Below are 25,962 nucleotides of genomic sequence, written 5' to 3'. Positions count from 1 at the left end.
TCTAGAACGTTTCCCAGTCGGCGTCCGAGCCCGCCGTCGCGGTGCTCGCGGCAAGCGCGGGAGCCGCTGTGGCCGGGCGCGCGGCGGCGCTGGCCGGCTTCGGCTTCAGCGCCGGTTCGACGCGGGCGCCGGCCTCGTGGGTGGCGACGGCAGCGCTTGCCGTCGCGGCGGCGTTGCCCGCCTTGCCCGTTGCGTTGCCTGTTGCACGGTTCGCGCTCGCCGCTTGCGGCGTCATCGCTTTGGCGGGCGGCCTGCCAGTCACGCCGCTCGGCTGCGCCGCCGTCGGGAGACGCGCCGGCGCCGTGCCGCCGCGCACCGAACCGCCGGCGACTGTCCAGCCGCTCAGCACGGCCTGCAACTGGCGCGTCTGATCTTCGAGCGATGCCGCCGCGGCCGCTGCCTGCTCGACCAGCGCGGCGTTCTGCTGCGTGACCGAATCCATCTGCACGACCGCGCGATTGACCTGCTCGATGCCGCCCGACTGCTCTTCCGAGGCGGCGCTGATCTCGCCCATGATGTCGGTCACGCGCCGCACCGCCTGGACGATCTCGTCCATCGTCGTGCCCGCGCGGCCCACTAGCTCCGAGCCGCTGTGTACCTTGTCGGCCGAATCGCCGATCAGCTCCTTGATCTCCTTCGCGGCGCTCGCGCTGCGCTGCGCGAGGCTGCGCACTTCGCCCGCGACGACCGCGAAACCGCGGCCCTGCTCACCGGCGCGCGCGGCCTCGACCGCCGCGTTCAGCGCGAGGATGTTGGTCTGGAACGCGATGCCCTCGATCACGCCGATGATGTCGACGACCTTGTTCGAACTGCTCGCGATCGCCTGCATCGTCGTGACGACCTGGCTCACCACGTCGCCGCCGCGCGTCGCGATGTCGGATGCGTTCACGGCAAGCTGGCTCGCCTGGCGCGCGTTCTCGGCGTTCTGCCGCACGGTGCCGGTCAGCTGATCCATGCTCGACGCGGTTTCCTGCAACGACGCGGCCTGCTGCTCGGTGCGCTGAGACAGATCGGTGTTGCCCATGGCGATTTCGCGCGCGCCGGTATCGATCGACTCGGTGCTGCTACGCACCGCGCGCACCATCGTCGCGAGGCTTTCCTGCATGCGCCGGATGCCGTCGAACAGCCGGCCGATTTCATTGCGGCTGAACACCTCGACGGTGCCCGACAGATCGCCCGCGGCAATGCGCTCGAAGCAGGCGGTCGCGTCCGCGAGAGGCTGCACGATGAGCCGGCCCAGCGCGAAGCGGATGCCGAACACGAGCAGCAGCGCGAGCACGGTCACGGCGCCGATCAGCGTCATCATCAGCGAGGCATTGGACTGCGCGCTCGCCTGCTGATCGAGCACGCTCTGCTGCAACGCCTTGATGACCGCGGCCGAAGCCGTGTCGTAGGCGATGAACATCGGGCTGATCTTCATGTCGGCGATCGCGTGATACGCGTCGAGGTTGTTCGCGTTCAATGCGGCGAATTCCGCGTCCACGCCGTCGTGCATCACGGTCGTGTGTTTGGCGGCCACGTCGTCGAGCAGAGCCTGATCGACGCCGTGCTTCGGCGTGTCGAGATACACCTGCCAACTCTGATTGCCCTTATCGAGCAATTCCTGCGCCCGGCCGAGCGTCTGCTTCGCTTCGTCCGCATTGCCCGCCGCCGTCATCGTGTTGAAGCGGTCGACCGCGACGCGCGCGCGCAGCAGATACGCCGACGCGTCGTCGAGCGCGTGCATCGCGACGAACTCGCCGCGCGCGAGGCGATCGAGCGAGGCGCTGGCGCGCTTGAGCGCCGTCAGCCCGAGCGCGCCGGCCACCACGGTCAGCGCAACCAGAAAAATCCCCACCATCGTCAGCGAGGTGCGGATCGACCACCTGCTCAGCATCTTGACGCTCCCATTGCCATGTTTTCCTTGCGGTTTGCCTTGCTGCTGCCGTTCACGCGGCGCTCAGACGCCGAGCGTTTCGGTCAGCGCCATCTCGGAGCTGGTCATGAGCTTCTCGATGTCCATCAGGATCAGCATGCGGCCGTCGACCGTGCCGAGGCCCGTCAGGTACTCGGTCGTCAGCGTCGCGCCGAATTCGGGCGCCGGCATGATCTGGTCGACCGCGAGCGTGAGCACGTCCGAGACGCCGTCGACGACCATGCCGACCACGCGATGCGCGACGTTCAGGATGATCACGACGGTCTGATGGTCGTACTCGACGCGGCCCAGATGGAACTTGATGCGCATGTCGACGATCGGCACGATGATGCCGCGCAGGTTGATGACGCCCTTGATGAACTCGGGCGCATTGGCGATGCGCGTCACGTTGTCGTAGCCGCGGATTTCCTGCACCTTCAGGATGTCGATGCCGTACTCTTCGGCGCCGAGCGTGAAGACGAGGAATTCCTGACCGCCGGCGTCCGCCTGCTGCGTGTCGCGGCGACCGTTCGCTCCGCTCGCGGCGCTCGAATTGATGGATTGGACTTCTGCCACGTTAGCCCCCAAACGGTTGGGATGAAATGGGTTGAATGTGTGTTGCGGAGACTGCCGGTGCGGATGCCGCCCGCGCGGTCGTGCCGCTCATACCTCTTGTGCCTCTTGCGCCGCTCATGCCCGGCCTCACGCGAGACTCATCGCGCCGTGCCCATGCGCATGACGCGATTCGCGATTGAGCGCCGCCACGTCCACGATCAGCGCGACACTGCCGTCGCCGAGAATGGTCGCGGCGGAAATGCCGTGTACCTTGCGGTAGTTCGTTTCCAGATTCTTCACGACCACCTGCTGCTGGCCGACCAGTTCGTCGATCAGCATCGCGAAGCGGCGCCCCTCGGTCTGCATGATCGTGACGATGCTCTGGGTCGGGTCCTGCTTCGCATCCGCGACGTTGAACACTTCGTGCAACGCGACGAGCGGCAGATATTCGCCGCGCACGCGCACCACGCGCTCGCCGTTGGCGACCGTGTAGATGTCTTCGGCCAGCGGCTGCAGCGACTCCATCACGAAGTTCAGCGGCAGGATGAAAATCTCGTTGCCGACCTTCACCGACATGCCGTCGAGAATCGCGAGCGTGAGCGGCAAGACGATGCGCGTGGTGCTGCCCTTGCCCGCGTGCGACGTAATTTCGACGTGACCGCCCATCGACTGGATGTTGCGCTTCACCACGTCCATGCCGACGCCGCGGCCCGACACGTCCGTGACCTGCTCCGCCGTCGAGAAGCCCGGCAGGAAGATCAGGTTCCAGACTTCCTCGTCGCTCATCGTGTCGCTGACCTGCATGCCCTGCTTGGCCGCCTTCGCGAGAATCTTGTCGCGCCGCAGGCCCGCGCCGTCGTCGCTGACCTCGATCACGATGTTGCCGCCGTGGTGCGCCGCCGACAGCACCAGTTGCCCCGTCGAATCCTTGCCCGCCGCGCGCCGCGCTTCCACGGTTTCGATGCCGTGGTCGAGGCTGTTGCGCACGAGGTGCGTGAGCGGATCGATGATCCGTTCGATGAGGCTCTTGTCGAGCTCGGTCGCCTGACCGAAGGTGACGAGTTCGACCTCCTTGCCGAGTTTCGCCGCGAGATCGCGCACCAGACGCGGGAAGCGGCTGAACACGTAATCCATCGGCATCATGCGGATCGACATCACCGCTTCCTGCAGATCGCGCGCGTTGCGTTCGAGTTGCGCCATGCCGTTGAAGAGCCGGTCGTGCAGCGCCGGGTCGAACATGCTGGTGGTTTCCGCAAGCATCGCCTGCGTAATCACCAGTTCGCCGACCAGGTTGATTAGCTGATCGACCTTCTCGACGCCGACGCGAATCGAACTGCCTTCGCCATTGGCCGCCGCCGCGGCCGTCCGGCCCGCCTTGCGGTCCGGGTCGGCGGGTGCGCCGGCAGCGGGCTTCGCCGCCGCTGTTGCCTGAGCCTCCTGAACCGCCTGAACCGCTTGCACCGACACGGCGGACGACGCCCCCGGCTCGGCGCCGCCGGTCTCACTGGCTGCGCCCGCGGGCGCAGCCAGTGAGACCGCAGTGGCCGACACGGCCGCATGCTCCGCGTAACCGACCGGCTGCGCCGCCGGAACAGCGCTCGCGACATACACGGTTTGCGCCGGCGACTGAGCGGCAGCATCGGGCGTTCCAGGTTCGCCTTGCTGCGCCTCATCCGCCGGTGCGGTGCCGCGGCCGATCGAGATCTGACTTTCGTCGATCACGAAACAGCACACGGCGATGATGTCGTCGGAAGGTACGTCGGTCGAAAGCCACAGCATCAGATCGCTGCCGCTCTTGACCTGCCCGACGATATTGCCCAGGTTGCCCAGCTCTTCGGCAAGCAGTTCCTGGTCTTTCTCTCCCACGCCCCGTAGCGTAATTTTCAGATGAGGACCGGCGCCGTCGGCCTTGGCTTCTGCCTCGCCGTCGCCGGTCCGCTCGCCCGCCGCCGCTTGCACCGCCTGTTCGACGACGTGCTCGGGCGGGGTGCCGTTTTGTTCTGGTGCTGCGTGTTCCGCTGCGCGTGCCTGTGCCTGCACTTGTACCTGCGCGGCTGCGACCGGTGCCTCGGCTTGTGCCACTGCCTGTGCCGTTTGCGCGACCGGTGCGGCCGCCGCCGGCGCCTCTGCCGGCGCGCCGCCCATGCGGCTTTCCGCATGCAGCTGTTCGAGCTTCGCGCAGATCGCGCGCGCCACCGCCGCATCGGGCTCGGCGCTCGCGCGGTAGTCGGCGAGCTGGCCCGACAGCACGTCCTTGGTTTCGAGGAACGTGTCGATCATGTCCTTGCGCAGCACGAGTTCGTTGTTGCGCGCGCGATCGAGTAGCGACTCGAGAATGTGCGTCGTCTCCGTGAGCGCAGTGAAGCCGAAGGTCGCCGCGCCGCCCTTGATCGAATGCGCGGCGCGGAAAATCGCCGCGAGGTCTTCGGGGTCCGGGCGCGCCACGTCCAGATTGAGCAGCAGTTGCTCCATCTGCGCGAGCAGTTCGTCCGCTTCGTCGAAGAAGGTCTGATAGAACTGTGTGATGTCGAGTGTCATGCCTGGGTCACCGCGAGAGTTCCTGTCTGAGCGTGAGCTGCCGTGCAGCCGCGTCGAGAGCTATGTACTGTGTCCGAAGGTGGCGCTTGCCGCACCGGTTCCGCCTGTCAGGTCGCTTCCGGCTCGGCCAGCGCCGCGACCAGTTCGGTCAGCAGGTCCGGGTCGAGCGGCTTTTCGATCCAGCCGGTCGCGCCCGCCTCGCGCGCCGCGCTCTTGAACGACTCGCCCGATTCCGTCGTGAGGACGAGAATCGGCGTCGCCTGGTACGCCGGATTGCCGCGCAGCGCGGCGATCAGATCGAGGCCGGTCCGGCCCGGCATGTGCTGGTCGGTCAGCACGAGATCGAACGACGTCGCGAGCGCGTTTTCGAGCCCCTCGTTGCCGTCCGCCGCGAGCGTGACCTCATAGCCGGCGCTCGTCAGCGTCGCGGCAAGGATCTGCCGCATCGATGCCGAATCGTCGATTGCCAGGATGTGCCTGATCATGAAAACCTCGCTGCGCTTAAACCCCGGCCCCGGGCGGAGCGCGCCGGCGAGGCGCGTTCCGGCCCGGCGGCCGAATCCTGTTCCTGTTACTGGGCCGGCGGCGTTGACGCCGTCGGCTTCGGTGCAGCCGTCGCCGGCTGCGCAAGTTTTTGCAGCAACGGCTTCGAGCCTGCTGCGTCGTCCGACAAGGTGGTCGTCGTCGAGTCGTCGTGATCGAGCGCCTCTTCCGACTTTTTGTTCAACACGATGATGCTGATGCGGCGGTTCTCCGGATCGAGCGGGTCCGCCTTGTTCAGGTTCTGCGTCGAGGCGAGGCCGAGCACGCGCATCACCTTCGCTTCGTCCATGCCGCCCGCGATCAGCTCGCGGCGCGACGCATTCGCGCGATCGGCCGACAGCTCCCAGTTGCTGTAGCCCTTCTCGCCGCCCGCGTACGGCACGGCGTCGGTGTGGCCCTGCACGATGATGCGGTTCGGCACGTCGTTCAGCGTGTGGCCGATCTCGCGCAGGATGTCGCGCATGTACGGCTCGACTTCGTCGTTGGCGGTCGCGAACATCGGCCGCTTCTGCGAATCGACGATCTCGATGCGCAGGCCCGTCAGCGTCGAGTCGATGCGGATCTGCTGCTTGAACTGGCGCAGCACCGGGTTCGCCTCGATCGCGGCCATCAGCTTGACCTGCAGGTCGTGCAGACGCACCTGCTCCTGGCGTTCGAGCTCGCCCTGCAACTGCTTCACCGAGTCCTCGTTGTTGTGCGACGCGCTGCGCTCGGCGCGGCTGCTGCTGCCGTCGGTCGAGCGGGTCACGCCCTGCGCGTCGGTCGAGATGTCGCGCCCGCCGCCCTTCAGGATGCTCGAATCCTCCGCGCTGCGATCGCCGCCCCACAGCGTGATCTTCAGCGGCTGGTTGAAGTAGTCGGCGATGCCGCGCAACTGCACCGTGGACGCCGAACTCAGCAGCCACATCAGCAGGAAGAACGCCATCATCGCGGTCATGAAGTCCGCGTACGCGAGCTTCCACGCGCCGCCGTGGTGGCCGGCCTTCTTCGGCGTGGAACGCTTGACGACGATCGCGCGGTCTTTGTCCTTGCTCATCGGTTTAGCCGCCTGGTTATTTGGCCTTGACGCGGCGCACGTGCTCTTCGAGCTCGGCGAACGACGGGCGCTCGGTCGAGAAGAGCACCTTGCGGCCGAACTCGACGGCAATGGCCGGCGCGTAGCCGTTCAGGCTCGCGAGGATCGTCACCTTGATGCACTGGAACATCTTGGTCGACTCGGTCACGCGCTGCTCGGCAACGCTCGCGAGCGGCCCGATCAGCCCGTACGAAAGCAGAATGCCGAGGAAGGTGCCGACCAGCGCCTGGGCGATCATCTCGCCGAGCACGGCGGGCGGCTTGTCGGCCGAGGCCATCGTGTGGACCACGCCCATCACCGCGGCGACGATGCCGAACGCCGGCATCGCGTCGCCGACCTTGGTCAGCGCGTGCGCGGGCGCTTCGCCTTCCTGGTGGTGCGTCTCGATCTCCTCGTCCATCAGGCTCTCGATCTCGAACGCGTTCATGTTGCCGCCGACCATCAGGCGCAGATAGTCGGTCAGGAATTCGATGATGTGCTTGTCGGCGAGAATCTTCGGGTACTGCGTGAAAATCGGGCTCTTCGACGGATCGTCGATGTCGGCCTCCAGCGTCAGCGTGCCTTCCTTGCGCGCCTTCGCGAGCAGGACGTAGAGGAGCGCCATCAGCTCCATATAGACGTCCTTGTTGTATTTGGCCCCCTTGAACAGGGTCGGGATGACGCGCAGCGTTGCCTTGATCGTCTTCATCCCGTTACCGAGAATGAACGCGCCGAATCCGGCGCCGGCGATCATCAGCACTTCAACGGGTTGCAGCAGCGCGCCGAGATGGCCGCCTTCGAGCGCGTAACCGCCGAAAACGGACAATAGCGTCACGAGTGTTCCCACGAAAATCAGCACTGCCGAGCCCTCACAAAAAAGCGACGGGAGCCGTCGTTAGTTTTGTTTACGGCAGTCGTGCGGAAAACTTTCGGGGAAAAGCGCTGCTGCGCTCGGGTGTGCGCCCGAGGTATTGAGGGGCGTTAGGGGAAGGATCAGGGTCCAGCGGCGACGACGACGGGCTCGGGCGTCATGGCAGTGCGCGCGGCATTGACTGCATTGACGGCACGCATGGCAGCAGTGGCCGTGGCCGTAGCTGCGGCGGTTGCGCCCACGGCGTCGCGGACGTTGCCTGCCCCGCGCGCCCTGGCGCCGGCCATCCCCACGGTTGCCGTTCTCGCGGGCGTGCCGGCACGCTCAGCCGATTTCTTCGTCTTGCCCGCGCGCGAGGGCGGCTGGCACAGCCCGCAGACGAAGCCGCGCCGCGGTTCGTGCGCGTGGGCGACGAAGTGTCCGCCGCAGCGGCAGCAGGTGCTCATCTGCAGCATGCCGGAGTCGAAGAAGCGCACGAGCGTCCATGCACGCGTGAGGCTCAGCACCGGCTCGTCGCCGTGCAACTGAACGTGTTCCAGATAGAGCCGGTAGCTCTTCACGATCGACTCGATCGCGCGGCAACCGCCGTGGTCCGTGATGAAGCGGTAGGTGTTGTAGAACAGGGACGAATGAAAGTTCGGCTGCCAGGTCATGAACCAGTCGGTCGAAAACGGCAGCATGCCCTTGGGCGGCGATACCCCTTTCAGTTCCTTGTACAGCCTGATGAGCCGGTCGCGCGACAGGCTGGTTTCCGCTTCCAGCAACTGCAGACGCGCACCGAGTTCGATCAGCTCGATGGCGAGAGTGATTTCCCTGACTTCGAGTACGACGCTTTTACCGGCCATCAGCCGAGTTGCTCGACCGGCTGGCTCGCCATCAGGATTGCCGAGTGCGCCTGCGCGACGACGCTCGCCTTGTCCTTGTCCGCGAGGGCGGACAGCACGGCGTGGTCGTCGAAACGGAAACGGCACAGCATCTGGTTGGACGCCGCCAGCTTGACGGTCTGCGCCAGCGACAGATTGGCGATCACCTCTGCGAGCTGATCCGAGATTCCCATGCGAAACATGCCCATAGGCTTGTCTTCGCGCAGCAGACGCTGCGCGAGCAGGAGATAAGACAGGTTAACTTCTCTGATCTCATTGAGCATATCGCTATTCGTGCTCATGATTTCCCCCCGGACGTTTATCTGGCTGGTCAGGCCATTTTGCGAAAACGTTTGCTCGAACGCATTCACCCGAAGTGTGCGAATCGGCTCGTTTCCTGTGTTGCAAGCATTGTCTCGAAAGGGGGCGCTGCCGAAAATCGGAGAGACACCCTGCCTTTTTGACGGATTAATCCGTCATTTATGTAGGAATTTTTCCTACATACCAGGCTGAGCCGATGCAATAAATGGGATGAAGCGGCGCGCGGGCAGGGACGTGCTATGCACTTTGGGAATTTCCGGGGCGATGCCATGTGCCGAATGGTGAGTTTGCAGCGGCTTATCGTCGCACCGCGGGGCGGTGGCCGATGATTATAAGACCTTTTCACCGCTCTGCAATAAAGCCCTATTAGACGATTCCCGATTGCCGTCCGATCGCCCGGGCGCGCGGCTTGCTCGGCTCGCGTACGCGTTTTTGAGTGTTTGTTTACTATGCGCAAACACGCGTCCCGAGTATCGGGACAGCCTGTCGATTGAGCTGTAGCGGCTCATGTTTCGCGCTGTAACAACATTAAGCGTTTGAAAAATAACTCGAATTAGCGCGGTTCATCCCGATAATGAAGCTAAGGGATTACCCGATGCCGATTCGGAGCCCCCTCGGGCGGGGGCAAACCGCGCCCAGCCGTCCGTGGCATTCGCTCCTCGCGCTATTCGAGCGCCGCAGCGCGAAGCCCCTAGTAACCCCCCCTTTTCGCAAGGGATCGGAGCACGCCTCAAAGCGTCCACTCCGATTGACACAGGAGAAACCGCATGCGAATCGCACAAATTGCGCCGCTGTATGAAGCCGTCCCGCCGAAACTCTACGGCGGCACCGAACGCGTCGTGTCGTACCTGACCGAGGCACTGGTCGACCTCGGACACGACGTCACGCTGTTCGCGAGCGGCGACTCGGTCACGTCCGCGAATCTCGATGCATGCTGGCCGCGCGCGCTGCGCCTCGATCCGACGATTCGCGACGCGCTGGCGCCGCACGTGCTGATGCTGGAAAAAGTGCGCAAGGTCGCGCACGAGTTCGACGTGCTGCACTTTCACCTCGACTACATGCCGTTTCCGCTTTTCACGACCATGGACACGCCGTTCGTGACGACGCTGCACGGCCGTCTCGATCTACCGGAATTGCAGCCGGTGTTCGACGCGTTCTCGCATGTGCCGGTCGTGTCGATTTCGGATTCGCAGCGGATTCCGCTGCCGCAGGCCAACTGGCTCAACACGATCTATCACGGCCTGCCGGAGCAACTGCTCACACCGCAGCCGCACAGGAAGCCCGAGTATCTGGCGTTCCTCGGCCGCATCTGCCCCGAAAAACGCGTCGATACAGCCATCAAGATCGCTGCGCAAAGCGGTCTGCCGCTGAAGATCGCCGCCAAGGTGGACAAGGTCGACATGGAGTACTTCAAGCGCGAGATCGAGCCGTTGCTGTCGATGGCGCATGTGGAGTTCGTCGGCGAGATCAACGAGGCGCAGAAGCCCGAGTTCCTGTCGGGCGCGAAGGCGCTGCTGTTCCCGATCGACTGGTCGGAGCCGTTCGGCCTCGTGATGATCGAGTCGATGGCGTGCGGCACGCCGGTGATCGCGTTCAACCGCGGCTCGGTGCCGGAAGTGATCGATCATGGCGTGACCGGCTACATCGTCGAGGACGTGCAGGGCGCGGTGGCCGCGCTGCAGCGTCTCGACGAGCTGTCGCGCAGCGAAATCCGCACGCAATTCGAACGCCGTTTCAGCTCGAAAACGATGGCGCAGAACTATATCGACGGCTATTCGGCACTGATTGAAACGGCGAGCCGCCCGGTATTGCGCCAGGTGGCGGTCGGCTAAACCCGTTTGAAAGGCAGCTGGAAACTTTTGCTTCCGGCTGCTTTCAGCGGGCTTTGAATAACGGACTGAGCCGTTCGCTTCAAACGAACCCATAGCGGACAAATCCGGCATGGAAATCGTTTGCGTGCGGGGAAATCACGGTAATCTTCGTGATCGCCAAGAAAAAGCCGCCCACGTGGGCGGCTTTTTTTAATGCCGGCATGGCTGAGCTTTCATATCGCACGCCCCATCGCCGATAAAAGCGGCGGCCGAAAAACCTTCAGCCCGCTTTCACAGCCACGGCCGCGAACTCAGACCGAGCCGATCAGAAAGCGCTCGCGATTCTTGCCGACGATCCACTTGGGCGGCTTGCCGCGCCCGCTCCACGTACTGCCCGATTTCGGGTCCTGGTATTTCGCCGGCAGCGGCGTCTTCTTGGGCGGACGGCCGCGCTTGGCGGCGACCGCGAAGCCGAGATCCTGCGCGGTCAGACCGTATTCGGCGATCTTCTGGCGGATGTCAGCGATGACATTGTCGATCTCCGTGCGGCGTGCTTCTTCTGCCTGTGCCTGCAATTTGGCGATCTGCGCCTTGAGGTCTGCATATTGAGACATTCGGTTCTCCCCTTTTCTAGAACTCATTCGACCGCAGACTAACTGCAATTATAAAAATTCGCAATGGCCAATAATACCCATTTATGAAGATTTCCTCTGATAATTATTAAAATCTGGTGAATTGTAAAACCTTCGGTTTATCCCATAATAATCCCCATAAGCGACACAGCCTTGACAATTCTTGACACTCGAATTGGATTCTGCTGACTAGAATTGCGCGCTCAAGGCATGTTTTCGTCGTTAGCGATTCATGCTCCCTGAGCACTTTTTTAGGATTACCAATCATGCAGCTGTCAAAGCGCCTTGTCGCCGAAGTTTTCGGCACTTTCTGGCTCGTACTCGGAGGCTGCGGCAGCGCGGTTCTCGCGGCGAATTTTGCCGGGCCGGTTCACGGTCTGGGCATCGGCTTCGTCGGCGTGTCGCTCGCATTCGGCCTGACCGTGCTGACAATGGCGTTTGCAATCGGCCATATTTCCGGCTGCCATCTGAATCCGGCCGTGAGCGTCGGCCTCACCGTCGCCGGCCGCTTTCCGGTGCGTGACCTGCTGCCGTACATCGTCGCGCAGGTGATCGGCGCGGTGCTCGGTGCGTTCGTGCTGTCGCTGATCGCGTCGGGCAAGCCGGGCTTCGATCTCGTCGCCAGCGGCTTTGCCACGAACGGTTACGGCGAGCACTCGCCGGGCCATTACTCGCTCGCCGCGGCGTTCATCTGCGAAGTCGTGATGACCGGCTTCTTCCTGTTCGTGATCCTCGGCGCAACCGACCGGCGCGCGCCGGCCGGCTTCGCACCGATCGCGATCGGCCTGTGCCTGACGCTGATCCACCTGATTTCGATTCCGGTCACCAACACGTCGGTCAACCCGGCACGCTCGACCGGCCCGGCGCTGTTCGTCGGCGGCGCGGCGGTCGATCAGCTGTGGCTGTTCTGGGTTGCGCCGATTATCGGCGCGGTAATCGCGGGCGTCGTTTATCCGCTCCTCGCCGAAAATCGCAGCGACAATGCACAACAACTGGCGCTCGATTGACGAAGCGCTTGTGCAAAGCGTAATTGTGTAAATTGCGTGAATGGCGCAATCAGTAAAAGCGGGCGCTACGGCGCCCGTTTTTTATGCAATCGAACGAGAGTGTGGCATAAGCCAGCCACCGCGTATTAAGGAAGCGCGCTGCTAGAATCGGACGACATCACGGCCTTTTGCGCAGGGGTGACCGATGAATCGTTTCCGTGGATGGCTGCATGGCGCAGCACTTTCGATCGGCAGCTTGTGCGCCGGCGTACTCGCGCTGCAGGCGGCGCATGCGGCGACGCCTGCAACGGCGGTCACGGAGAAGGCAGACGGCAATATCGAAACGCTCGTCTTCGTTCGACATGGCGAGAAACCCGCTCAAGGCTACGGTCAGCTCGACTGCCAGGGGCTCAACCGTGCTCTCGCCCTGCCGGCCGTCATCGCCGCCAAATTCGGCAAACCCGATGCGATCTACGCGCCGGATCCCGGTCAGCAGAAAGACGACAACGGCCATCCCTACTATTACGTCCGTCCGCTCGCGACGATCGAGCCGACCGCCATTCAATTTCAGATGCCCGTGCAAACGCCGTACGGTTTTGCGCAGATCGACCAGTTGGGCAATGCGCTCGCCGATCCGGCCAACCAGGGCAAGCTGATCGTCATCGCATGGGAACACCGGCTGATCGAAAAACTGTCGCGGCAAATGATGAGCGCATATGGTGGCAACGCGGCCGACGTCCCGAAGTGGCGCAGCGCGGATTTCGACAGCATCTATATCGTTCGGCTCGACTGGCAAAACGGCACGCCTCGTGCGAGCTTCAAACACGATCGGGAAGGCCTGGACGGACGCGCGGCCGATTGCCCTTGCGCGGCACTGCCGGCTGCTTCGGCGGCCGCAAGCGGCGCTTCAGCGAATGCGGCCGATTAATCGGGTAATACAAATGTAAGCCGCTATTACGCGCGTTGCGACGTGGGTCGTATGCAACGAGCGATACGCGACGCGGCCGGATGCGCCCGTCAGCCGCACAGCCTTACATAGCGGTGCATCCGGCGCGACGCGGCGAATGACCGCCGCGAACGCATCAGATTTCCGGCGCCCTTCGATTGCCTCGACGATGCTTGCAGTCCGTAACATCTCGTCGCAGTCCGAACCGCCCTCGGTGCGTACATTGGTCCTGTGCGACAAACCTACGTCGCTTCACAGGAGAACAACATGAAACGCATCGTCACTCACCTGCTGGTTGCTGCCGGACTCGCGGCGGGCGCATGCGGAGTCGCGCAAGCGCATACGGATCTGAACATCGGCCTGTCGCTCGGCGCTCCGGTTTATGCCGCCCCCGCGCGCGTCTACGCGGCACCGGAGCCGGTGTACTACGGCGGCTGGAATCATGGCTACTACCGCGACTATCGCCGCTATGACCGCGGCTGGGGTCACAACGACCGCCGCTGGGGCCGCGACGATCGCGGCGGGCATCGTGGTTGGCGGGATTGAGAATCGAGCCGAGGCGGGTTGAACGTCGGCTGGGTTGTATCGGGAATCGGCGTGGATGACGCTGCGCCAGCCCGGCTGGCTCGCCATTGGCATCAATCGGCAGTTCGCGATCAATCGAAGCCCGCACGATCGGGCGTTCGCGCCACCACCGGCCCGCCTCCGCGAAAGCGAATGCGGGCCGGTTTCATTCCGGTTCAGGAAGCCAGTTCGTCGCCGAGCGAGAAGAGCTTGCGCAAATGGTGCGCCACGCCCGCCTCGAAGTTGTTGCCGATGCGCGGCACATGCGGCAGACGCGTGACGAGGTCGGGATTGGCGTTGTTCATCATGAACGGATGGCCGGCCGTTTCGAGCAGATCGATGTCGTTCATGTTGTCGCCGAACGCGACGCATTGCGCGGCATCGATGCCAAGGCGCTCGAGCACGATCTGCAACGCGCGCCCCTTCGACACATTCGCCGTCATCACTTCCAGACAATCCGGCAACGAATAAGTTACGTACAGGCGCTCGCCGAATTCGCGTTCGAGATTGGCGGCGATCTGCGCGAGATCGGCCGGATCGCCGATGTACAGCACCTTCGCGATGTCGGCGCCATCGTGATTCGGCAGATCGGTCACTTCATAGGTGAAGCCCGAGTCCTGATGAAACTTCAGCAGATCGGGCGCGTCGCGATCGATGAGCCATGCCGCGTCGGCAAACAGATTGACGATCGCGCGGCCATGCGCACCGGCAATGTCAGGTTGCACGAGCCGCTGGACGACGGCAGGCGGCAGGTCGTCGGCGTGAATGACTGTGTTGTCCGGCGCGTGAATGCGCGCGCCGTTCGACGTGATCAGATACGGGTTGATGCCGAGCAGGTCGCGAATTCCCGCGACGTCGCAATAATGCCGCCCCGTGGCGATCACGAACTGCAGTCCGTCGCGTTCGAGCTTGCGCACCGTGGCAACCGTGAACGGGTCCGCCTGATGATCGGCGTTGAGCAGCGTGCCGTCGAGATCCGTGGCGATGACTTTGTACATGGTGAGAACCGGCGGTTGTGAGCCGTCAGGGCAGCGTCAAAGTGCGTATTTTACCGTTGGCGGGCGTGGCGGCTGCCGCAGGTGAATAGGCCAGACTGATCGCATTGGCAGCCCCACTTTAAGCGGCATGCGTAACAGCACCACGACGAGCACAAAGCTACAAGCGTCCTCAGCCTTCGGTTGCCGAACATCAGCCAATCAGCCAATCAGCCAACGAGCCGCGCCGCTTCGCGCCGGGCCAGTTGCAACCCGCCGTGCGCCGAATCGGCAAGCGGCTCCCGCAAACGCGCCTGATACGCTTGCGGCACATATTCGCGCAGCGGCGCGCCGAGCCCACCGCACAGCGCGACCGGCAGGCTCGCCGAAGCGTCCAGCGCGGCAATCATCTTGCCCACCTCGGCACCGGCCTCGTTGAGCAGCCGGGCCGCGAACGGATGCGTGCGATGGGCGATCGCGATGGGCGCGAGCCGCGCATACGCCGTCTGATTGGCCGCGCAGAGCCACACGACGAGGCTGTCGCGATCCCGCACGCCTGTGTGAACGAGCAGCGCCTGCGCAAGATCGTCGAGCGGCACGCGGCCGTCGAGCGCCTGCTGCGCATGGACGATGAGCCGCACGCCGAGCCACGCGCCGCTCGCCTCATCGCCCGACGGGAAGCCATAGCCGCTCGCCATGCGAAACTCGCCGTCGCTCGCAAGCGATGCCGCAACGCTGCCTGTGCCGAGCGCCACGATCACGCCAGGCGCGCCGTCGTGCGCGCCGAGCAGGGTCGTATAGGCGTCGCTCTCGACGGCAAGGCCAGCGAGCTTCGGCGCCTGCGCATGGAACTCGGCGAGCCAGTCGCGATTGTTGACGCCCGCGAGGCCGCAACCGAGTACACAGCGCGACCAGTCCAACGCCATGCCCGCACGTGCGAACGCTTCGCCGCAAGCGCTCTGAATGGACTGCCACGCGCCCGCGATGCCGAGCCCGAGGCCCGACGGACCACCTGTTGCTTGTGCCAGTTCGCGGCCCTGCGCGTCTCCGAGCACGACGCGCGTGCCGGTACCGCCGCCGTCGACGCCAATCAGAAAGAAGTCGTGATTCATCGAATCGAATGAGTATCGTGGGTGAATAACGCGTAGCGTGGCAGGTCGGCTCCAATCTCGCAATTGGCCGAACGGCTAGCTTGCGGAGTGTCCCGCTTCGGCTATGCTGGCGAACGACATGACCGCACGGGAGCGCGACAGTGACACAGCGATGCAACTGGGTATCGAGCGAAGCGCTCGCACAGTACCACGATGCCGAATGGGGCGTGCCCTCGCGTGACGACCCGCACCTGTTCGAGATGCTCGTGCTCGAAGGCGCGCAGGCCGGTTTGTCGTGGTCGACAATACTCAATAAGCGGGCTGGTTATCGCCGCGCCTTCGCCGGCTTCGACATCGATAAGGTCGCGCGCTTCACGCCGAAACACGTCGACACACTCGTCGCCGACGAAAGCATCGTGCGTCATCGTGGCAAGATCGAGGCGGCCATTCAGAACGCGCGCGCCGTGCAGCAGATTCAGGCCGAGCACGGCTCGCTCGCGAACTTCGTATGGTCTTTCGTCGACGACACGCCGATCCAGAACGAATGGGAGTCGTACAAGCATGCGCCCGCGTCGACAGACGTGTCGGACGCATTGAGCAAGGCGTTGAAACGCTATGGCTGCAAGTTCGTCGGCTCGACGATCTGCTATGCGTTCATGCAGGCGGTCGGCATGGTGAACGACCACGAGACGACCTGTATGTGTCGCGCACGATGCGCGGCGCTCGGCAAAAAGGTGCGCAAGCGCAAGGCGGATTGAAACAGCGTTGATCGATCCTGCGTGCTGAAAAAAGCGCTCCTGACGCAAAATCCAGGCATCAATAAACGCCGGCAGTCATCCCAATCCGCAACCGGCCATGCCCGGCTCTCGCAAACAAGCCCCCAAAAGCAAAACGGCGATGTGGCTTCTTTCGAAGCTCACACCGCCGTTCGGCCTGTGGAAAAGCGTGCTTAGTGCAGCTTTTTCGGCAGCATCTGGCTGCGCAGACGCTTGTGCAGGCGCTTGACCGCAGCAGCCTTCTTGCGCTTACGTGCCGTGGTCGGCTTTTCGTATGCCTGGCGCTCACGCAGTTCAGCGATCAGGCCATTCTTTTCGATTGCGCGACGAAAGCGGCGAATTGCCACTTCGAACGGCTCGTTTTCCTTCAGAAGAATCGTCGTCATGTAATTCCTAACTCAATCACTAGATACGGGTTTAATTGCATGGCGGTTACCTCAGGCAACCACTCACGCGCCGGCCCTCCGGTCGCTTCGATTCATGGCCAGTAACAGGCAAACGCGAGGCAGAAACACAACCCCGGCCAAACCACGAATAATGAAGCGAGAGGCAAGCGGCCACGGAGGCCGGAAAAGAGAGGTGGGGAGTTCACCGCGGAACGCGGACAGACGTATTGCAAAAGCCGCGTCTGTTGCCGTTTCGCCAACCTTTCATCACTGAAAAAACACTGACGAAACAGGCAAAGATCTCAATTCACTCCCGATCATATCAGGAAACTCTCCATCCTACCAGGGGTTTAGCGATTGCGCCAGGCTTTTCCCTAGCGCTGGCGCAACAAGCCCGACCGCCGCTCCGCGTCGGCCTCGCAGCCCGCTTTGCCCGTCCCATCGGGTGCTCGCCGCGTCCAGTTCGCGGATATCGCCGGCACTCAGCGCGAGCTCGACGGCATTTGCGAGACTTTTTAGCTGTTCGACCGAGGTCGCGCTCGCAATTGGGGCAGCAACGCTCTGGCGGACGATCGACCAGACAAGTGCGATCGCGGCCGGCGTGCTGCCATGCCGCTCGGCGACGCGATCGAGCGCGCGGAGAATCGAACGTCACGCGCCTGGCGCCAAACCGGCGGACAAGCCGGTCGCTCAAGGCACTCGATACGCGCGTCCGCGAGAACGCGGCGAGCGCAGACAGCTCAAAACCCGGCGCGACGCACCGGCATCAGACCGGCGTCAGAATTGCGCGACGCGCTGATACTGCCCCGCATGACCGGCCGCCTGCATCGCCGCCCGATATTCAGCACTGAGCTCGTTCTGCGCCAGGCGCGCCTCCGCGGCGATCCGCTCGTCGATTGCCTGAACCGCCTTGAGCACATCGAGCGCGGCGCCCGCCTGCTGCGCGGAGAGTGACATGATAAGCGGCGAGCGCTCGCTCGCAAGCTGCGCCGCCCGCTCCCATTCGGCGACGGCCACCGCCTGCTCGATGGACTTGGTAAGTTGCCAGATGCGATCGATCGGCGCCGCGAGTTCCATGTCGTATCTCCCTGTTCCGCTCAGTTCTTGTTGGTGGCCAGCGCGCCGGCGCTGTTCGTGCCGCCGAAGAGCTGCGTCAAATATTGCGAGTTGTTGTTCGTCGTCGCCAACAGCGAGTTGAGCGCCGTGAACTGCGCGGTGTACATACTGGTGAGTTGCGTCTGATAGGTCGACAGCGACGTCTGTTGCGTCCCGAGGCTCGTCAGGTCGGCATTGAGCGCGTTGGTGCGCGACGTGATGATCCCGGTGGTCGATAGATAGCCGGTGATGTTGGTGTTCAGCTGTTGCGCGACGCCGTTGGTGGAATTGAACAGCGTCGCCACGGTCGCCTGATTGCTCTGCAGCGCATTGTTCAGCTTGGTGCTGTCGACCGAGAGCGAGCCGTCCGCGCCCAGCGTAATGCCGATCGAAGCGAGGTTCGTCGTCGTGCCGTTGCTTTTCACGCCCGTCGCGACGATCGAGGCGAGCTGATTCTGCACCATGTTCAGCGTCGTGTCGCCGAGCAGCACGCCTTGCGACGTCGAACCCGCGGTGTACGAGGTCAGCGTGCCCATCGTCGTGACGAGCGTGTTGTACAGCGTGACGAACTGGTTGATCGCATTGGCCTGCGAGGTGGTGTCCTGGGCGACTGTCACCGTCTGCGGCGAAGAGCCGGTCGTATCGACCGAAGCGGCCGACAGGTTCAGCGTGATGCCTGAAAGTGCGGACGTCACGCTGTTCGTCGAACTGGTGACGCCCGTGCCGTCGATCGTGAAATAGGCGTCCTGGGCGGCCGTCGTCTGGGTCCAGGAAGCGGTGCTGGTGACGCCGGTCGACGAACCGTCGTTGAGGGTCGACTGATTGGCCTTGAGCTGCGCGCCGGTCGCGCTCGCGTTGCCGGCCAGCGACGTGCCCTTGTTGCTCGACACGGCGAGATTGTTCAGCGGATCGCTCGAATTCGAATCGGTGACCTGGACGCTGATGGCATTCGCGGAGCCGGCGGATGCCGCGTGCAGCACGAGGTGCGCGCCGTCCGCGCCGTTCACGACAGTCGCCGTGACGCCGGGATTGTTGCTCGCGCCGTTGATGGCCGCGGCGATGCCGGAAACCGTGCTGTTGGTGCTGTCGAGCGAGATCGTCGTGCTCGCGCCGCCGACCGACAGCGTCATCGTGCTCGGGCCCGAAGCGAGCGCCTTGGTCCCGTCATAGCCCGTCGATGTCAGCACCTGCGCCGTCGCCACCTGAGCCACGTCGAGCGAATACGAACCGGCCACCGCACCGGCTCCCGCCGAGGCCGTGATGCCGTTGCCACTGGCCGCTGCCGTGAAGTCGTTGACGGTCGAGCCGTTCGAGAGCGAGGTGAGGCCGGCCTGCAGCGCGGAAAGCGCGGCGGAGAGCGTGCCGTACGCGGAGATTTCCGTGTTGTCCTGGGTTGTCTGCGCGCTCAGCGTCGCGGCCTGGCCGGCGATCTTGGCGTTGACGAGCGCGGTCACGAGCGAGCTCACGTCCATCGACGAATTGCCGGTCGAGCCGCTGATAACCGACTGCGCAGCTTCCTGCACCGCGGCATTGGCTGCCGCGGTCGTGGCGGCGGCGGTGGCGGCGGCAGTGCTGGAGATCGAACTTGCGGTCGAGGATACGGTGGACATGGACAGGCTCCGTGTTTCGGCGATGCCGTGTGAATCGATTCAGATCTGAGAAATGGCAATCGGGAGGCAAGCCTCCCGACCGGTTTGCGTGCCGCGCACCGGATACGGCGGCGGGGCGCGGAACGCATGCTGCGTAAAGCGTGTTACTGCAGGAGCTTCAGAATCTGCTGCGGCTGCGAGTTCGCTTGCGCCAGCACCGAGATGCCCGCTTGCTGCAGCACTTGCGCCTTGCTCAGCGCAGCCGTTTCCTGCGCGAAGTCGGCGTCCTGGATTTGCGACTGGGCCGACGACAGATCGGTCGACTGGGCTTGCTGCGTCGTGCTGATTGCCGTGAAGCGGTTTTGCGCGGCGCCGAGCGTAGCCTGCATGTTGTTGACCGTGTTCAGTGCGTCGTCGATCGATTCGATCGCCTTGTTGGCGCCCGCGACGGTGCTGACGTCGATCTGGTCGACGGTTTGCGTCGTGGCGGTCGAGCTGGCCGTCCACGGGTTCGCCGTCTGCGTGACGTTGGCGCCGAGCGTCGTGCCCAAAGTTCCGGCTGCACCGCCCGTGGGGGCCGTATAGCCGAGACCGTTGGTACCGAGAATCGCCGCGCCTGCCGTGGTGCCGCTCGTGATCTGGTTGCCGTTCTGATCCCAGAACGTCAGACCCTGGTTACCGTCCGACTTCACCGTGATCGACGTGATATCCGTGGACGACGGGGTCGTCGCGTCCGCGCCGGTCGTCGCGCTGATGTCGAGACCGGTGATCGTGCCGAGCGTCGCGCCAGCGGTCTGAGGCTTGGCGTTGGCGCCATTGATTGCAACCATCTGGGTGGCCGCATCGAGCGAGCCGCCGGCAGTGATCGACAGCGCGCCGGTGGTGGCGCTGACGGTGAAAGCCTGGGTGGTTGCGGCGGTCGGATCGAACGAAAGCGCGTTGCCGTTCTGGTCCGTGTACGTGAAGCCGCCCTTGCCGTCCGACAGCACGTTCAACTGCGTGATTTCCGTGCCCGTCGACGTGCCGGCCGCCCAGGCACCACCGTTCGAGTCGAGAGAAACAGCCAGCGACGCGACCGTATCGCCCGCCTGCACCGCACCACCGCCGAGCGATGCCGCCGACACGTTTTGCGAGAGGTTCAGGCTGATCGTCTGACCGACATTCGCGCCGACCTGGAACGACACGCTGCCGAGCGAACCGTTCAGCACGTTCATGCCGTTGTACGTCGTTTGCGAAGCGATACGGTTCACTTCCTGAATCTGCTGCGCGACTTCCTGTTGCAGCGCTGCGCGGTCGGTATCGGTCATGCCGCCGTTGGAGGCTTCCGTTGCGAGGTCGCGGATGCGCTGCAGGCTGCTCGTCAGCGACGACAGGCCGCTCGATGCGGTTTGCACCATCGAAACGCCGTCGTTCGAGTTCGACACACCTTGCGTCAGACCGTTGATCTGGGTCTGCATGATGTTCGAGATGGCGAGGCCGGCTGCGTCGTCCGCTGCGCTGTTGATGCGCTTGCCCGACGACAGACGCGTAATTGCTTGCGAGAGTGCGCTACCCGAGTTGGTCAGGTTCTGCTGCGCGACCAGCGAGTTGATGTTGCTGTTAATTCCGAGCATGAAAATTCTCCTGTTGGGGCCGTCAGCCCGTTACATGCCGTATAGACCAAGGCATCAGCGAACGAGGCAACTGCTGTTCGTTTGCCGCCCGCCTTGTTTGGGGTATCGGCCCACTCAGGAAAAACTTTATGGAATAACCCGCATATTCGTCGCTCCGCCCCGGCTGAAGCGCCGGTAAACCGGGGCGGCAGGCGATTCGCCGGCACAGGCCTCAAGTCCGTCGGAATCCTGCCGATAACACAGCGGTAAGCCCGCTTTGCCGCGCCTAGCGCGTCAACGTTACCGTCAGATACACGGCATACAGCACCCCGCACACGAGCAGCGCGCCCACCCGCAAGCCCCGCTCGCGTATGTTGATACGCAGCCACGCGGCCGCGGCCAGCGTAATCACGACGCCCGTCACCACTTCGATACGCGGCGTCCACGGCGTCAGCAGAATGCCGATCGCGGGCAGCAGCGTCCCCTGGAACACCATCGCCCCGGTGATGTTGCCGAACGCGAGCGTGTCCTTGCCACGCCGCACCCACAGGATGCTGTTGACCTTCTCGGGCAATTCGGTGGCGATCGGAATGATCAGCAGCGACAGCAGCAGCGGCGATACGCCGAGCGCCGCCGACACGCCCCGCACACCGTGGATGAAGCCCTCCGCGCCCCACACCAGCAACGCGACCGCGAGCGCGAGTTGCAGCGCGATCGTCGCGAGATTGGTCGGCACGCCGATGCGCGCGAGCATCATCCTGCCGGGCGCTTCGGTGCCGTGTCCCGCCTCGACGAGCCCGCCCGATGCGCGGAACGTCATCACCACATAGGTGACGTACACGCCGACCAGCGCGACGCTGAAGAGCGCGCGCACGATGATCTGCTCGTGCGGCACGTACATCGCCACGGCCGCGAGCAGGAACGCGCAGAGGAAATAGTTGAGGTCGCGCGTGAAGCCGGTGCGCTCGGGCGTGATCCAGCCCTTGACGCCGCGCATGCGCAGGATCGCGAGCGTCATCAGAAACGTCGACAGCGTGGAGAGCATCAGCGGTGCGCCGAGAATCGCGCCGACGCCGATCTCCTGATTGACCGAGCTGCCGGCCTGGCTTCCCGCAATCGCGAGCAGCGGCACGAGCGTTTCAGGCAACGCGGTGCCGACCGCCGCGAATAGCGAACCCGTCACGCCTTCGGAGATTTTCAGACGTTCGCCGAGATGTTCCAGCGCATTGGTGAAGAGTTCGGCCGCCACCAGAATGACGACCAGCATGCAGGCGAGTTCGAGGAACAGACCGGTCATGCGTGGCTCCCCGGCTGTGCGCGAAAAGTGCGGCCGCTCACCGGATCAACCGGGCAATAAGCGAAGGCAAAAACACGCGGGGAGACTGACGATGGGCGACGGTGATTCACAGGGCAAACTCCGCGGTCGGACGTAGATGACGAACCCATGACGCACCGCCGCCCGTCCGACCGGAACGAGGCAGTGCGTCAATGGTCTCGCCAAACCGACCCGGTCGAACGCGCCATGACCCGCAGGCCAAGTATGTTGACGCGCTCTCCTTCAAAGGATGAAGGAAGGCTACTCCCCAGTGACCGAAGGATTCTAATGGGGCGGGCGGCTTTCAACAAGCTTGTTGAAACGCGAACCACGTACGCTCCGCTCGAACCCTCGCACCCGGCATCGTCCGATAACACGCGGTTGCGCTCAGAGCTGATAGAGCGCCCGCCAACCATCCATGCTGAAGACGTCGAATCCGGCTTGCCTGCCGCATTCCGCTCAGCTATGTTTTACCCGTACCTATCTGGACGTTCACCGTGACCGAGACGACCCCGACGCCGGCATTCCTGAAGTTTTATGTTCCTGAAGAACCGGGGACAGCGAAACTCGCTCGTACGTCTGAGGATATCGAGCGGTTCCAATCGCTGATTCAGTACGCGGAGTCTGCCGAGACGATCAGCGAGAAGAAGTTCAGGTGGCTTGAAAAAGCGACGACGCCATGGCTCGCGCAGCAATTGGGCGTCTATGCAGAGCACCTGGAGGTCAATGGTCAGGCAATGCTTGCGGCACGCGTCGCGTGGCTCGGTGTTCTTGCTGCAAAGTGGGTTCGAGACGACGCGAAATACTATTTGGCCAATCTGCTCACTGCCGGCAACATGTGGCTAAAACTCGGCGCAGAAGCCACCGATGCCGCCATCGATGCCGCGCGAGGTTTTTTCGAGGTCATTCTGAATCTCGCCGCTTATGAACAACGAAAGGAACGGCTCGGCGCGCACGTGGGTATGGCGAGCTACTACGGACTGATCGAGGACTACGTCGGCGCGGCGTTTCACGTCGACCGATATCTTCCCTACATTGACGAGATCGTTCCAAAGCAGCAACACGAAACCGTGTATGGCCAGGCCGCGCGTATCTATGGAAAAGTCCAGGACGTACCGGGATTGTTATTCTGCTGCGAGAGATTAGGCAAACCACTCCCGCCCGCGTCGCAATTGTCCGCTCAGCCGCTGGACGCCGTGCTGATGACTGTCGCGCGCCTGCATAGCCTGGGCAGCAGCTCAACCGCTTTTCGCATCATGTCCGAATTCAAATCAAGAAACAGGAGCGCATAACATGACTCAGCAAACCGTGAAGTTTGGCATACAGCTTCCCGTCGACATGGGACAGGACGTTGCCGAAGTTGCACGAGAGCTTTCCGAAAACTGCCAGGTAAGCTACCGGCTGCCCGAGCCAGACAGCGAGTCCGCCAAAGACGAACTCTCCTTCGATCCGATATCGGGCGCGGCCATCGGCTGGATACTCCTGAAGGTGGTGGGTGCCGCCGCGCAAGGCATCGCCGCAAAATTGATCATCGAGCTTGTTTGCAAGCGATATATGGGGCGCTCAAAGGAGTCGAAGGTCGTTCCAATCCGATTTTCCGACGGCACGATTTTCGAGCTGAATACGGACGATCCCGAGTCCACCGAACAGCTTCGCAAGATCCTCGCGGAAAAGGCCGATCGTTGAACGCCCTGTATGGCAGTGATGGCTTCGCCAAGGCTCTGACCGACAGCCTGGCCATCTACATCGACTTCGATCGACTTGGACTCGAGTCAACCCCGGCGGCCGTTTCCCAAGCTGTCCAGCGGCTGTTGGGTTTGCACGGCCCAGACGAGACGCTGCGATCGGAATCCCGATTCAATGAAGCGGCTCGCGACTATTTCGAGCACTTCAAAAAGATCGACCCCAGCGACAGAACGGTGGGGATCTTTCTCGCTTATCTGTCATGCTTTTTTCATGAGGCTAGACACTCGCACGATCTGATGTCGACGATCGTAGGCCAGCGCATCTTGCGGCAGTACTTCGTGCATTACAAGAATGTGCCGAAACTGCAACGAAAGCTAAAAGACTGGCAAAGCAGGAATGCATCGCAACCTATTCCGCTGCCCTTGTCCATGCATGCGCCGTCCATGAACGGAATAGATCAGGACGTGCTGGAATTCGTGTCGAAGTATACGGAACTGGATTCTTTGCTGGATAAGGCCGGCGTAGTCGGTAGCGGAGTGTATTCGTGGGTCGGCGTGAAGCATTTGCTCGAGGCGAGTGCCGTCCTCGTTCAGCTCGAAGTCGTGTACGACCTGTTTGGGGGCGAAGCATATGAAATTCTCTGGAAACTGATACATGGCGGCCCGAACGCGAGAACCTACACGTGGCTGATCAATGGTGTCGCCGAGGATTTGCTGCTGACGGGAAAATTCGCCGGCCGCCATGGAGCCGGCTCCGTGATGAACTATCTTCTTTGGGTTGCGCTGCAGGGAAACGCTAGAACAGTAGAGGGAAAGGAAGTCGAAGTTTCGGCGGGCGCATTGTATTTTGCGTTAATCGAACACGTCTTGCGCAATGGAAGCGGGACCATCGACGTCGCCGAGGCACATCAACATGCCGCGTCTTTTTTGGCGGAGTGGGGCTTCCACGATCTCAACAGCGTGCTGGACGGATTCCATCAGAGGGCGAGTCAGCGACTGGAGAGAAGCTTAACCAATATTACCGTTGCTACGGATCACCTGTTCAACGTTGTGGAGACACAGCTATTGGATAGTTTTCTTCCGTTCTGTCATTCGATTCTGGCCGACCCCGAGGCTTATTTTTCCGGGCGAAGGTACGCAACCTCTTTGATATCCGGGGAATTGCCGGGTATCCCCATCTACTTTAAAGCGAATGGCGAGGTGTTTCAGTCGTTTACGCCGGGAGAGAAGCCGATAAGCCGCGAAAGCGCCGAGAACATGATTGCGTTTTCGAGCATGATCCGGCTTCTTGTGAATGGGCGCCGTTCGGCCGGCTTGCCGTTTGTCGAGGATACGTGCTTCGAGGCGCTGACTGCGGATGCGGGGTTGGTTTTTTCTGATCGGTTGTTTGAGGGGTTTTGAACCCGGCTGGGATCGAAAAAAGCGGGGAGAGGCGCGCCAAATAAGGCATTAGCGGTGCCTACCGTCTTACGGGTACGACCTGAGAGGTAACGGCCTTATCGCCGCAGTTTTTTGCAACAAATTATTACAGGAGCGGAGGACTACCAAACTAATCGATCAACTGCCCACTTAGCAATGGATACCAAGTTCAAGAAAATGCCCTTTGCGCTAGCGACCTTCAACACCCTCTCGAACTGTGGATCCTAGCTATTGCTCCAAGTGTGCGCGACACAATCATGTGGCGCCGGTGGTCTTTTTTGCTGGTGGTTTTCGGCGGCTTGACGCACGAAAAAATTTTGTTTTTAGCAAAAGTGTGTTGATTTGCACGGAATCCTGACCCACCCTCGGCAGTAATTTGCATCGAATCTTGACCCACGTAGAACACTGACCTGCTCGGCAACGGGCGGGGGAACGGAGTGATCGACGTGGCTATATTGAGCA

At 62.8% G+C, this 25,962-nt stretch carries 24 protein-coding genes, 1 pseudogene and 1 riboswitch; of the genes and pseudogenes, 8 read left to right on the top strand and 17 right to left on the bottom strand.

What is annotated here, in order from left to right:
* Position 1: 1 nt before the first annotated feature.
* The 8 genes from F3J19_RS24395 to flhD all read right to left on the bottom strand — a co-directional run bounded on the left by F3J19_RS24395 (position 2) and on the right by flhD (position 8,620).
* Positions 2 to 1,876 (bottom strand): methyl-accepting chemotaxis protein, encoded by a 1,875-nt coding sequence (locus F3J19_RS24395; RefSeq protein ID WP_167047288.1) that lies wholly within the window; start codon positions 1,874 to 1,876, stop codon positions 2 to 4.
* A 63-nt stretch (positions 1,877 to 1,939) separates the two neighbouring features.
* Positions 1,940 to 2,470: a chemotaxis protein CheW gene (locus tag F3J19_RS24390; protein WP_167047285.1), complete on the bottom strand. Its 531-nt coding sequence runs from the start codon at positions 2,468 to 2,470 to the stop codon at positions 1,940 to 1,942.
* 126 nt (positions 2,471 to 2,596) lie between these two features.
* On the bottom strand, positions 2,597 to 4,987 hold the full coding sequence (gene cheA, locus F3J19_RS24385; protein ID WP_167047282.1) for a chemotaxis protein CheA: 2,391 nt from the start codon (positions 4,985 to 4,987) through the stop codon (positions 2,597 to 2,599).
* Between the two features lie 107 nt (positions 4,988 to 5,094).
* Complete coding sequence (locus F3J19_RS24380; protein WP_167047279.1) at positions 5,095 to 5,472, bottom strand: response regulator; 378 nt, start codon at positions 5,470 to 5,472, stop codon at positions 5,095 to 5,097.
* Between the two features lie 86 nt (positions 5,473 to 5,558).
* Complete coding sequence (motB, locus tag F3J19_RS24375; RefSeq protein ID WP_167047276.1) at positions 5,559 to 6,566, bottom strand: flagellar motor protein MotB; 1,008 nt, start codon at positions 6,564 to 6,566, stop codon at positions 5,559 to 5,561.
* Between the two features lie 16 nt (positions 6,567 to 6,582).
* Positions 6,583 to 7,443, bottom strand: coding sequence for a flagellar motor stator protein MotA (motA, locus tag F3J19_RS24370; RefSeq protein WP_167047273.1), 861 nt, complete (start codon positions 7,441 to 7,443; stop codon positions 6,583 to 6,585).
* Positions 7,444 to 7,577: 134 nt separating this feature from the next.
* The gene (gene flhC, locus F3J19_RS24365) at positions 7,578 to 8,300 is read right to left on the bottom strand and encodes a flagellar transcriptional regulator FlhC (protein WP_240159207.1); all 723 of its coding nucleotides are present in this window, start codon (positions 8,298 to 8,300) and stop codon (positions 7,578 to 7,580) included.
* Positions 8,300 to 8,620, bottom strand: a complete 321-nt coding sequence (gene flhD / locus F3J19_RS24360; protein WP_167285293.1) for a flagellar transcriptional regulator FlhD — start codon at positions 8,618 to 8,620, stop codon at positions 8,300 to 8,302. The genes flhC and flhD overlap by 1 nt, the downstream gene beginning before the upstream one ends.
* 786 nt (positions 8,621 to 9,406) lie before the next feature.
* Here flhD and F3J19_RS24355 point away from each other — a divergent pair.
* Positions 9,407 to 10,471, top strand: a complete 1,065-nt coding sequence (locus tag F3J19_RS24355; protein WP_167047270.1) for a glycosyltransferase family 4 protein — start codon at positions 9,407 to 9,409, stop codon at positions 10,469 to 10,471.
* Between the two features lie 290 nt (positions 10,472 to 10,761).
* Here the strand turns inward: F3J19_RS24355 and F3J19_RS24350 are convergent, their stop codons facing one another.
* Entirely contained in the window at positions 10,762 to 11,064 is a 303-nt protein-coding gene (locus F3J19_RS24350) for an H-NS histone family protein (RefSeq protein WP_167047267.1), read from the bottom strand.
* 284 nt (positions 11,065 to 11,348) lie between these two features.
* On the opposite strand from F3J19_RS24350, the gene aqpZ reads away from it, so the two are divergent.
* The 3 genes from aqpZ to F3J19_RS24335 all read left to right on the top strand — a co-directional run bounded on the left by aqpZ (position 11,349) and on the right by F3J19_RS24335 (position 13,560).
* The gene (gene aqpZ, locus F3J19_RS24345) at positions 11,349 to 12,089 is read left to right on the top strand and encodes an aquaporin Z (RefSeq protein ID WP_167047264.1); all 741 of its coding nucleotides are present in this window, start codon (positions 11,349 to 11,351) and stop codon (positions 12,087 to 12,089) included.
* Positions 12,090 to 12,273: 184 nt separating this feature from the next.
* Complete coding sequence (locus F3J19_RS24340; protein WP_167047261.1) at positions 12,274 to 12,996, top strand: histidine phosphatase family protein; 723 nt, start codon at positions 12,274 to 12,276, stop codon at positions 12,994 to 12,996.
* A 285-nt stretch (positions 12,997 to 13,281) separates the two neighbouring features.
* Positions 13,282 to 13,560, top strand: a complete 279-nt coding sequence (locus F3J19_RS24335; protein WP_167047258.1) for a PXPV repeat protein — start codon at positions 13,282 to 13,284, stop codon at positions 13,558 to 13,560.
* 194 nt (positions 13,561 to 13,754) lie between these two features.
* On the opposite strand, the gene F3J19_RS24330 is transcribed toward F3J19_RS24335, so the two are convergent.
* Both F3J19_RS24330 and F3J19_RS24325 read right to left on the bottom strand, forming a co-directional pair.
* A complete protein-coding gene (locus F3J19_RS24330; RefSeq protein WP_167047255.1) occupies positions 13,755 to 14,576 on the bottom strand; it encodes a Cof-type HAD-IIB family hydrolase in 822 nt (273 codons plus the stop codon).
* Between the two features lie 206 nt (positions 14,577 to 14,782).
* The gene (locus tag F3J19_RS24325) at positions 14,783 to 15,664 is read right to left on the bottom strand and encodes a BadF/BadG/BcrA/BcrD ATPase family protein (protein WP_167047252.1); all 882 of its coding nucleotides are present in this window, start codon (positions 15,662 to 15,664) and stop codon (positions 14,783 to 14,785) included.
* 140 nt (positions 15,665 to 15,804) lie between these two features.
* On the opposite strand from F3J19_RS24325, the gene F3J19_RS24320 reads away from it, so the two are divergent.
* Positions 15,805 to 16,401, top strand: coding sequence for a DNA-3-methyladenine glycosylase I (locus tag F3J19_RS24320; protein ID WP_167047249.1), 597 nt, complete (start codon positions 15,805 to 15,807; stop codon positions 16,399 to 16,401).
* 191 nt (positions 16,402 to 16,592) lie between these two features.
* Here F3J19_RS24320 and rpsU read toward each other — a convergent pair whose 3' ends face one another.
* The 6 genes and pseudogenes from rpsU to F3J19_RS24290 all read right to left on the bottom strand — a co-directional run bounded on the left by rpsU (position 16,593) and on the right by F3J19_RS24290 (position 22,378).
* Positions 16,593 to 16,805, bottom strand: coding sequence for a 30S ribosomal protein S21 (gene rpsU / locus F3J19_RS24315; RefSeq protein ID WP_007581560.1), 213 nt, complete (start codon positions 16,803 to 16,805; stop codon positions 16,593 to 16,595).
* A gap of 447 nt (positions 16,806 to 17,252) precedes the next feature.
* Positions 17,253 to 17,450 (bottom strand): annotated as a pseudogene (locus F3J19_RS32775) (aldo/keto reductase); the annotation flags it as partial.
* A gap of 132 nt (positions 17,451 to 17,582) precedes the next feature.
* Positions 17,583 to 17,882 carry a flagellar protein FliT gene (gene fliT, locus F3J19_RS24305; RefSeq protein ID WP_167047246.1) on the bottom strand — a complete coding sequence of 100 codons (300 nt, stop codon included), beginning with the start codon at positions 17,880 to 17,882 and terminating at the stop codon, positions 17,583 to 17,585.
* Positions 17,883 to 17,902: 20 nt separating this feature from the next.
* Positions 17,903 to 19,510, bottom strand: coding sequence for a flagellar filament capping protein FliD (gene fliD / locus F3J19_RS24300; RefSeq protein ID WP_167047243.1), 1,608 nt, complete (start codon positions 19,508 to 19,510; stop codon positions 17,903 to 17,905).
* A gap of 143 nt (positions 19,511 to 19,653) precedes the next feature.
* Entirely contained in the window at positions 19,654 to 21,102 is a 1,449-nt protein-coding gene (locus F3J19_RS24295; RefSeq protein WP_167047240.1) for a flagellin, read from the bottom strand.
* A gap of 265 nt (positions 21,103 to 21,367) precedes the next feature.
* Positions 21,368 to 22,378 carry a sodium:calcium antiporter gene (locus tag F3J19_RS24290; RefSeq protein ID WP_167047237.1) on the bottom strand — a complete coding sequence of 337 codons (1,011 nt, stop codon included), beginning with the start codon at positions 22,376 to 22,378 and terminating at the stop codon, positions 21,368 to 21,370.
* A gap of 124 nt (positions 22,379 to 22,502) precedes the next feature.
* Positions 22,503 to 22,678, bottom strand: a riboswitch (yybP-ykoY riboswitch).
* Positions 22,679 to 22,893: 215 nt separating this feature from the next.
* Between F3J19_RS24290 and F3J19_RS24285 the strand changes: the two genes are divergently transcribed.
* The 3 genes from F3J19_RS24285 to F3J19_RS24275 are packed head-to-tail and all read left to right on the top strand — an operon-like array spanning position 22,894 to position 25,482.
* Positions 22,894 to 23,688: a hypothetical protein gene (locus F3J19_RS24285; RefSeq protein ID WP_167047234.1), complete on the top strand. Its 795-nt coding sequence runs from the start codon at positions 22,894 to 22,896 to the stop codon at positions 23,686 to 23,688.
* Position 23,689: 1 nt separating this feature from the next.
* Positions 23,690 to 24,082: a hypothetical protein gene (locus F3J19_RS24280; RefSeq protein WP_167047231.1), complete on the top strand. Its 393-nt coding sequence runs from the start codon at positions 23,690 to 23,692 to the stop codon at positions 24,080 to 24,082.
* The gene (locus tag F3J19_RS24275; RefSeq protein ID WP_167047228.1) at positions 24,079 to 25,482 is read left to right on the top strand and encodes a hypothetical protein; all 1,404 of its coding nucleotides are present in this window, start codon (positions 24,079 to 24,081) and stop codon (positions 25,480 to 25,482) included. Before F3J19_RS24280 ends, F3J19_RS24275 begins: the two co-directional genes overlap by 4 nt.
* Positions 25,483 to 25,962 lie beyond the last annotated feature (480 nt).

The organism is Burkholderia sp. Ax-1724 (assembly GCF_011752995.1).
GTDB lineage: Bacteria > Pseudomonadota > Gammaproteobacteria > Burkholderiales > Burkholderiaceae > Paraburkholderia.
Note: the sequence above shows the minus strand (reverse complement) of the source record. Positions and strands in the feature narration are given on the sequence as shown.